The organism is [Mycobacterium] manitobense, assembly GCF_025821665.1.
Taxonomy (GTDB): domain Bacteria; phylum Actinomycetota; class Actinomycetes; order Mycobacteriales; family Mycobacteriaceae; genus Mycobacterium; species Mycobacterium arseniciresistens.
In genome coordinates, this window is sequence record NZ_JACKSJ010000093.1 from 123,539 (window position 1) to 131,610 (window position 8,072).

The window sequence follows — 8,072 nt, forward strand, 5'->3', positions numbered from 1 at the left end:
GTCACCCCTGCGGTGGCGTGTATTGGCTCAGCGTCAGCACGGCGCCCTGTGGGTCGCGCACCGTGGCCGTCTTCGACCACTGCGAGTCGTCGGACGACAACACGGTGGCGCCGAGTTTCTCGGCCAACGCCACCGAGTCGTCACGATCGGCCACGGAGAACGTGACATGCCAACGGTCTGCCACACCGGGCGTCGGCACCAGCCAGCCGATCGCATCTTCGAAGCCCTGCGGCGCGGAGACGCCCTTCTGCCGATCGCGAATGCCTGGGTCGACCGTCACCTCGAGATGGTCGCCATAGCCCGGCCGACGGATCATCGTCGCGAACCCGAGATCCTCGAACTGCCAATCGAAGACCGAGGCGTAGAAGTCGGCCGCCGCAGCGGGGTCGGCGGTGTGCAGGTCGCTGAAGTTCCAGCCGCCCGGCGCGTTGACCAGCTGAGCACCCGGCCGGCGGCGCGCCTTCCAGAGCCGGAAATCCGCTCCGGCCGCATCCGTGCACCCAGCCATTCGCCCACCGGGTCCGGCATCGACGGGGTCGATCGTGACGGCGCCGCCGGCCTCGAGTACTGCCGCCACGACGGATTCGGTGTCGTCGACGGCGATGTAGGTGTTCCACTGCGGTTCGTCGTTGCGTGCCGCAGGGCCGATCGCCGCGACGTCGCGGCCGCCCAGTGAGGCGATCAAGTATGTCCCGGGCGCGGCGGCGGGGACCGCGTCAGAGAATGTCCAGCCGAACAGGCCGGTGTAGAAGTGTTCCGCCGCGTCGACGTCGGCCTGCTCGGTGTCGACCCAGCACGGGACGCCTGCCGGGTAGGTGTGCTGGTCTGCCATCTCGCGGGCTCCTCCGGGTCATCCGATCGGCGACAGGTTAATCGCACCACAGCGGGGGTACTTCCTTCACCTACCGACCCGTCAATAACGGTTGGAGGGAGGTACGGCGATGACAACGAAGACTCCGAAGTACATGGCGGTGCAGGCTGCGGCGATCATCGTCGCCGCCGCGTTCCTGATCGTCGGTGCCGCCGGTTTCATACCGGGCCTGACGAGTCACTACGACCGGCTGGAGTGGGCGGGTCACCACTCGGGGGCGATGCTGTTCGGCACGTTCGCGGTGTCCGGACTGCACAACGCGGTGCATCTCGCGTTCGGCGTCGTCGGCCTGCTGTCGGCGCGCAGCTACGTCGGCTCCCGGCTCTACCTGCTGGGCGGCGGCATGGCCTACCTCGGACTCTGGGTGTACGGCCTGCTGATCGACCGCGGCAGCCCAGCCAACTTCGTGCCGTTGAACAACGCCGACAACTGGCTGCACCTCGGCCTGGGCGCGGGCATGCTGCTGCTCGGTCTGACGCTGAGCGGACGGCGCGACCCGACGAAGCAACGCGTGCGCAGGCGGGCCCCGGCCTAGGCTTGCCCGTGTGCTGAGCGCGCTGCTGTGGGGTGCTGTGGCAGCGTCCTCGTTGGTGATCGGCGCGCTCGCCGGGGTGGCGCGCAAGTGGAACGGACGACTGGTCGGCTGGGTGCTCGGTTTCGGTGCAGGCGCCCTGGTGTCGAGCATCTCGTTCGAACTGGCGGAGGAGGGTTTTCGCGTCGGCGGCGCGGTGGCGGTCTCGGCCGGTCTGGCACTCGGCGCCGTCACCTTCTTCGTTGCCGACCGGGCCGTCGACCGTCTCGGTGGCGTCGGATCGGCAGCCAGCGGCTGGCCGCTGCTGCTCGGCGCCCTCCTCGACGGCATACCGGAGCAGGCCGTGCTGGGCATCGGCATCGCCGGTGGCGGCGCCGTCAGTCCGGCGCTGGTGCTCGCCATCTTCGTGTCGAACCTTCCGGAATCCATCGGCTCGGCCACCGACATGCGAGCCGCGGGGCGCCCCGCCAAGCGCATCGTGGCGGGCTGGGGCGCCGTTGCGCTCGTCTGCGTCGCGGCGACGGCCGCGGGCTACCAGCTGCAGGAGTTCGCCGGTGACCAGACGCGCGGCGGCATCGACGGGTTCGCCGCAGGCGCGCTGCTCGTCATGCTGGTCGGCTCGATGATCCCGGAGGCCACCGAGAAAGCCCGGGAGTCCGCCGGATTGGCCGCCGTACTCGGCTTCGCCCTCGCGGCCGGACTGTCCCTGTCGTCCTGAGTGCCGCGATCGGGGTGCCCGGCCCCCGTCAGACGCGATAGGTTGCGCCCATGGTTCCCGCCTGGCACGTCGGACCGCTCGCGGTACCGGTGCACGGCGTGTTCGTGGCGCTCGGTGTGATTGCGGCGATGGCGGTCTTCGTGCACGAGGCCCGAAGGCGCGCAGCGGTGAACGAACAATCGCTCGTTGCCGTCGCGGGCGCCCTGATCGGCGGGGCGATCGGCATGCGGCTGTCCGGCTGGGCCCGCCATCTGGACTTCTCGGCCAACCCGAGCCTGGCCGAGGCGTGGCAGTTCGGCTCGCGCAGCATCCTCGGCGGCCTGCTGGGCGCATACATCGGGGTGCTGGTCGCCAAGAGGGTCGGCGGATACCGCGGCAAGACCGGCGACCTGTTCGCGCCCGCCGTGGCGCTCGGCATGGCGATCGGCCGCATCGGATGCCATCTGACCGAGGCTCCCGGCCGCCCCACCGACCTGCCGTGGGGCGTGCACGCCCCCGCCGAGACCCCGGAATGCCCTGGCTGTCTCGCCGGCCTGGCCATGCACCCGTCGTTCCTCTACGAGATCGCCTTCCAGCTCACCGCGTTCGTCGTGCTGCTCTGGTTGCGACCGCGGATCGGCAGGCCCGGGGAGTTGTTCGTCATCTACATCGCCGGTTACGCGGCGTTCCGGTTCCTGGTCGAGTTCACCCGCGCCAACGAGACGGTGTGGCTGGATCTCACTCGGCCGCAATGGTTCCTGTTGCCGTCGCTGATCGTGATCGCCGTTCGGCTGTGGTACGGACACCGGCGTGGGTACTATCGCTCACCGGCCCGCAACCAGGAAGTACCTGTATGACGTTCCCGCCATCGGAACCACCGCCGGAGGACTACCCGGAAGACGGCCGGCCGACGGGTCCACCGCCCGGCTACCCGCAGGGCCCGCCACCGGGGTACCTGCAGGGTTACCCGCCGCCAGGCTATCCGCAGGGATACCCGTACTATCCACCGCCTCAGCAGAAGTCGCGCCTCAGCGCGGGCATGGCGGTGCTCGGCACCCTGCTGTACATCATGATCAACTCCGTTCTCGCGTTCGCCGCGTTCATCGTGGGAGCGCAGTACCGGGATTCCGACGCGGTGTTCGGAGGAGCGGCGGTGATGCTGCTGCTCATCGCATTCGGCGGCGGCGCGGCGTTGTTGCGATCGGCGAACCCCGGCGCCAGAGGCCTCGGGCTCGGCCTGATGATCGGCTGGGCGGTCACCTCACTGGTCACCGTCGGCTTCTGCACCGGAATCAACCCCGAGCTGTACACGACATGACGCCCGGGATGTCGCTGCGCGGCGACCGCATTCACCGCTACGTCACCGCCTACTGCCCCCGCTGCCACGACCAGGCACCGGAGCGACCACTCGCCGACGTCGTCCGGCTCAACGCCTGGCTGGTCGAACGTGACGGCCGGGTGTGGCTCGAACGCGGCTGCCGCGAGCACGGCCTGGTGCGCACCCTCTACGACGAGGACCCCGAGATCCTGAGCTACCTCGAGGAGTGGACCGCGCCGACCAAGGCCCATGTCCCGGACGTGGCCGGGAACTTCGACCCGGTGCCGTCTGCGTATCTGCGCGGGTTGCCCGAGATGCAGACCCAGCACACCTGCATCCTGCTGGAGGACATCGCCGAGACCTGCAATCTGCGCTGCCCCACCTGTTTCACCGACTCCTCCCCCGATCTGCGCAATGTCGTGCCGGTCGCCGACGTGCTAGCCAACGTCGACCAACGGCTGGCCCGGGAGAACGGCCGCATCGACGTCCTGATGCTCAGCGGCGGCGAACCGACGCTGCACCCGGACCTGGCGCGGCTGCTCACCGAACTGACCGCGCGGCCGATCACTCGGATTCTGGTCAACAGCAACGGCATCCGGATCGCCACCGACGACGCGCTGCTCGACCTGCTCACCGAGCACCGGCAGCGTGTCGAGGTCTACCTGCAGTACGACGGCCAGGCCGCCGCGACGCACCGCTTCCACCGCGGCGGCGACCTGAGCCGGATGAAAGCCACTGCACTGCAGCGACTCTCCGAGCGGGAGATCTTCACGACTCTGGTGATGACCGTGACGCTCGGGGTCAATGACGACGAGATCGGGCAGATGGTGCGGCTGGCGCTCGACACCCCCTACGTCGGTGGGCTGACGATCCAGCCGCAGTTCGGGTCCGGCAGGTCGGGGCTGATCGACCCGCTCGACCGGCTCACCCACACTGGGGTGCTAAGCCGGCTGGGTCCGCAGACGGACGGGCTGGTGACGTGGCGGGACCTCACCGCGCTGCCGTGCTCACATCCACACTGCTGCTCGGTGGGCTACCTCATCCGCGACGACAGCGACCGGTGGCGTTCCCTGGTGTCCCTGATCGGGCACGACGTTCTCAAGGACCGGCTCGGCCTGGTGGCCAACCGCATCGCCGACGCCGAAATCCCGCAGCAGCTGCGGGTCGCTGTGCAGGAGTCATTGCTCGGCCTGCTCTCGGAGCAGTCGTCGCTGTCGCATCCCAAGATCGGCGACATCTGGCGGATCATCTGCGAGAGTTGCGATCTCGGTATGTCGACGATGTTGACGCTGGCATCCTCGGCGCTACCCGGACGTCGCAACAAGATCCGCCGGCTGCTCGGCGAACGGGTCGTCCGGCTCACCGTCAAACCGTTCATGGACATGTCGACGATGATCGAGGAGCGCCTGGTGCAGTGCTGCGTGCACGTCGGCACCAGGTCCACCCAGGACCAGTGCGCCCCGTTCTGTGCGGTACAGGCCTGGCCCGCGCTCGGCCGGCAGCGGCTCTCGATCGCCGCCGGCCGCGAGCTGCCGCTGATCGAGGCCACCTAGCGGCGGTCTCGACAAACTATTTCGACGGTGCGTATGGTGGGACGCGGCTGCCCAGCAGTCGACCGGCTCGAAGGCGTTCTCCGCCTTCCTTTCTTCCCCCTCGTTGGCGAAACAGCGTGCGGACGACGAGTTCACCATGTTTGAGGGTCCTCTCGGCGAATGGACATCTGCGGCGTCAGCGCTCCGGCAGTGCCACGTCCGACGCACGGCTGACCCCTGCGACACGTTTCTCGAGACGTCCGAACACCCCGATCCACGTGAGGGAAAAAGGATAGGTCGCGTCCATATCCCCACGAGGTGGTCGCCGGGAGCAACCCTGACGTTAAAAAAGCAGCGCAGCCCGACGCACCGCCGACAAACCATCCCTGAAGCGACGCGATGGCCACACGGCCGACATCTTCGTCGCCGCGCCGCGAATGTACGAGGGGTCGTCGCGGCACCCCGGTGCGGCGGAAGGTAGCGGGCCTGCTGTTGATGCGACCACGCCAACCGCGCGAGGAAGACCGCTACTACTGGCTGACCGCGTACTTCGCGAGTCACGACCTGCAGGTCGTGATGTGCCGGGCCATCGCCGCCACCATCGTCGGCCTCGGAGTCGTCCCGGCTGTCCTGCTCGCCAGTCCCGCCGGGCCCCAGGGTCCGCTGAACCGCGGCATCGCGGTCGGCATCGCGGTGTGCTGCCTGGTGATGGGATGGGTGTGGCGCAGGCCCCGGTGGCCCACCCGGGGACAGTCGCAGACCACCGTCGTCGTCGGCTCGGGGTGCATCGCGGCCGCCTGCCTGATCCAGCACGAACCCGTGGTCGGCATGCTCGGCGCGACAGGCCTGGCAACGCTGTCGGCGTTCACCATGCTCTTCCACTCGGGCCGGCTGCTTGCCGTGCCGTGGGCCGTGGGCGGGTCCGTACTGGCGGTGCTCGCGGCACGCATCGCCGTCGACGACATCGCCCGTGCCGTCACCGCGGTCGGTCTGGTGCTGCTGGTCACCGTCATGTTCACCGTCGCCTGCCGGACGGCGATCCAGTTGATCGGCATCGAACCCCGTCACACCGGGATCGAACCGCTCACCGGTCTGCTCACCCGGGAGACCTTCGACGAGCGGATGGCCACGCTGCTGGGTGCGCGCAGCCGTGGCGATGACCGGTATCTCGTGGTCCTGGTGGTCAGCCTGGACAGCTTCTCGTTGCTCACCGGCCTGCACGGCCCCGCGACCGGCGATCGCGCCCGGGTCGCGATCGCGCAACGCCTGCGGGAGAACGTGCGGCGCGACACCGTTCTGGCCCATGTCGCGGACACCGAGTACCTGATCGCCGACCTGTTCACCGTCGCGGACCCGGAACCGCTGACCGACCGCATCCACGCCACAGTCAGGAATGCGCCCTTCCGGCTGACGGCCAGTATCGGTGCCGTCAGCACGTCACTGATGCCGCTGAGCGACCAGCCGGTTCCCGAAGTGGTAGACGAACTGCTCGGCGTCGCCTCCGCCGCCATGGCCGCTGCCCGCAGAGATGGTGGCAGCCGGACCGCGCTGCGGCTGTCACCGCGGTTGCGGGTGCTCGACCGGCTCGACGACGACTGGCATTGACTTCCTGGGGATTTCGGCGCGCTCGCGATCGCTGAGCGAGTTTCCGCGCCGAAATCGCTAGGAGACCGACAGGGCGATGCCGTCGAGGATGTCGTGCTCGCTCACCACCAGCTCGTCCAGACCGGCCCGGGCGCCCAGGGCGTCGGCCAGCTCCTCGACGATGAGCGCACCGCCACCGATGACGTCGACCCTGCCCTCGTGCATCGGCCCGAGCACCGCACGCTGCGCACGCGTCATGGTCAGCAGTTCGTCGCAGACCTCGCGGAGCCGGGTGAACCCCACCCGCGACAGATGGATGGCCTCGGAGTCATAGGTCGTCATCTTCGCGCCAAGCGCCGCCAGGGTCGTCATCGTCCCGGCCACCCCCACCCAGGTCCGGGCGCCCTCGACGGGCACCGCACGGAACGCCGCGGCCAGCCCGTCGCGCACCACTTCTCGTGCGGCCGAGATCTCCTCGGCGGTGGGCGGATCGGAGCGCAGGCACCGCTCGGTGAGCCGCACGCAGCCGATGTCGGCCGAGTAACTCGCCTCCACCTCCCGTCGGCCCACCACCACCTCGGTGGAGCCGCCACCGAGATCGACCACCACGAACGGCCCCGCGTCGGGATCCAGTTCGCCGACCGCGCCGCGATAGGACAGCTCGGCTTCCTCGGTGCCGCTGATCACCTCGGCGACCGCACCCGGCACCACGTCGCCGAGCACCTCGGCCGTCATCGCGAAGAACGCCTCCCGGTTGGCCACGTCGCGTGCCGCCGACGTCGCGACCATCCGCACCCGCTCGACGCGGTGGTCGCGCATCAGGGCGGCATAGTCGACGAGCGCGGCCCTGGTGCGCGCCAACGCTTCCGGAGCGAACTCGCCGGTGGCGTCGACGCCCTGCCCCAACCGGACGATCCGCATCTCCCGGTGCACGTCGCGCAACCGGCCATCGACGGGATCGGCGATGAGCAACCGGATCGAATTCGTGCCGCAGTCCACGGCCGCGACTCGGCTCACGTCCACACCTCCGGGTCCAAAATGCCCTCCATCCCAGGTTCTGCGGCCAGCACCGCCAACGCCTCGTCACCGAACGGGTTCACCCCCGGCCCCTTGGCCAGCGAATGCGCGATCACCACATGCAGGCACTTGACGCGGTCGGGCATGCCGCCGCCGGAGAACGTGGTGCCCAGCGATTCGATCGCGTCGCGCTCTGCGAGATACGACTCGTGCGCCCGCCGGTACGCCGCGGCCAATTCCGGGTCCTGATGCAGCCGATCGGTCATCTCACGCATCAGACCCGCCGACTCCAGCCGGCTGGCCGCCGCCGTCAGCGCCGGGTGGGTCAGGTAGTACAGCGTCGGGAACGGGGTGCCGTCGGGCAGTCGCGGCGCCGTCTTCACGACCGCCGGGGTGCCGTCGGGACACCGGTAGGCGATCTCGAGCACCCCGCGGGCCTCGCGGCCCAGTTGCCGCGCGATGGCCTCGAGGTCGGCGCGCTCAACCACCGGGCGGGGGCGCGGGCGGGCCGGGCGGCGGAC

General features: G+C 69.5%; 9 protein-coding genes. 6 read left to right on the top strand and 3 right to left on the bottom strand.

Features of this window, described 5'->3' with window-relative positions; translation table 11 throughout:
• Window position 1: 1 nt before the first annotated feature.
• Window positions 2-832 (bottom strand): VOC family protein, encoded by an 831-nt coding sequence (locus H7I41_RS12375; RefSeq protein ID WP_264012875.1) that lies wholly within the window; start codon window positions 830-832, stop codon window positions 2-4.
• Window positions 833-941: 109 nt separating this feature from the next.
• Here H7I41_RS12375 and H7I41_RS12380 point away from each other — a divergent pair, with 109 nt between their 5' ends.
• From H7I41_RS12380 to H7I41_RS12405, 6 genes are all read left to right on the top strand, one after another.
• Window positions 942-1,406, top strand: a complete 465-nt coding sequence (locus H7I41_RS12380) for a DUF4383 domain-containing protein (protein WP_264012876.1) — start codon at window positions 942-944, stop codon at window positions 1,404-1,406.
• 10 nt (window positions 1,407-1,416) lie between these two features.
• The gene (locus H7I41_RS12385) at window positions 1,417-2,121 is read left to right on the top strand and encodes a ZIP family metal transporter (RefSeq protein ID WP_264012877.1); all 705 of its coding nucleotides are present in this window, start codon (window positions 1,417-1,419) and stop codon (window positions 2,119-2,121) included.
• 50 nt (window positions 2,122-2,171) lie between these two features.
• On the top strand, window positions 2,172-2,957 hold the full coding sequence (locus H7I41_RS12390; protein WP_264012878.1) for a prolipoprotein diacylglyceryl transferase: 786 nt from the start codon (window positions 2,172-2,174) through the stop codon (window positions 2,955-2,957).
• Window positions 2,954-3,418, top strand: coding sequence for a hypothetical protein (locus tag H7I41_RS12395; RefSeq protein ID WP_264012879.1), 465 nt, complete (start codon window positions 2,954-2,956; stop codon window positions 3,416-3,418). The genes H7I41_RS12390 and H7I41_RS12395 overlap by 4 nt, the downstream gene beginning before the upstream one ends.
• A complete protein-coding gene (locus tag H7I41_RS12400) occupies window positions 3,415-4,971 on the top strand; it encodes a radical SAM protein (protein WP_264012880.1) in 1,557 nt (518 codons plus the stop codon). The genes H7I41_RS12395 and H7I41_RS12400 overlap by 4 nt, the downstream gene beginning before the upstream one ends.
• A gap of 474 nt (window positions 4,972-5,445) precedes the next feature.
• The gene (locus tag H7I41_RS12405; protein ID WP_264012881.1) at window positions 5,446-6,555 is read left to right on the top strand and encodes a diguanylate cyclase domain-containing protein; all 1,110 of its coding nucleotides are present in this window, start codon (window positions 5,446-5,448) and stop codon (window positions 6,553-6,555) included.
• A gap of 57 nt (window positions 6,556-6,612) precedes the next feature.
• Here H7I41_RS12405 and H7I41_RS12410 read toward each other — a convergent pair whose 3' ends face one another.
• Both H7I41_RS12410 and H7I41_RS12415 read right to left on the bottom strand, forming a co-directional pair.
• Window positions 6,613-7,551, bottom strand: coding sequence for a Ppx/GppA phosphatase family protein (locus H7I41_RS12410; RefSeq protein ID WP_308214614.1), 939 nt, complete (start codon window positions 7,549-7,551; stop codon window positions 6,613-6,615).
• Window positions 7,548-8,039 (bottom strand): DUF501 domain-containing protein, encoded by a 492-nt coding sequence (locus H7I41_RS12415; RefSeq protein ID WP_264012889.1) that lies wholly within the window; start codon window positions 8,037-8,039, stop codon window positions 7,548-7,550. The genes H7I41_RS12410 and H7I41_RS12415 overlap by 4 nt, the downstream gene beginning before the upstream one ends.
• Window positions 8,040-8,072: the final 33 nt, after the last annotated feature.

Coding starts and splice junctions, on each gene's coding strand:
- H7I41_RS12375 (WP_264012875.1), bottom strand. CDS start 832: ATGGCAGACCAGCACACCTACCCGGCAGGCGTCCCGTGCTGGGTCGAC.
- H7I41_RS12380 (WP_264012876.1), top strand. CDS start 942: ATGACAACGAAGACTCCGAAGTACATGGCGGTGCAGGCTGCGGCGATC.
- H7I41_RS12390 (WP_264012878.1), top strand. CDS start 2,172: ATGGTTCCCGCCTGGCACGTCGGACCGCTCGCGGTACCGGTGCACGGC.
- H7I41_RS12395 (WP_264012879.1), top strand. CDS start 2,954: ATGACGTTCCCGCCATCGGAACCACCGCCGGAGGACTACCCGGAAGAC.
- H7I41_RS12400 (WP_264012880.1), top strand. CDS start 3,415: ATGACGCCCGGGATGTCGCTGCGCGGCGACCGCATTCACCGCTACGTC.
- H7I41_RS12405 (WP_264012881.1), top strand. CDS start 5,446: ATGCGACCACGCCAACCGCGCGAGGAAGACCGCTACTACTGGCTGACC.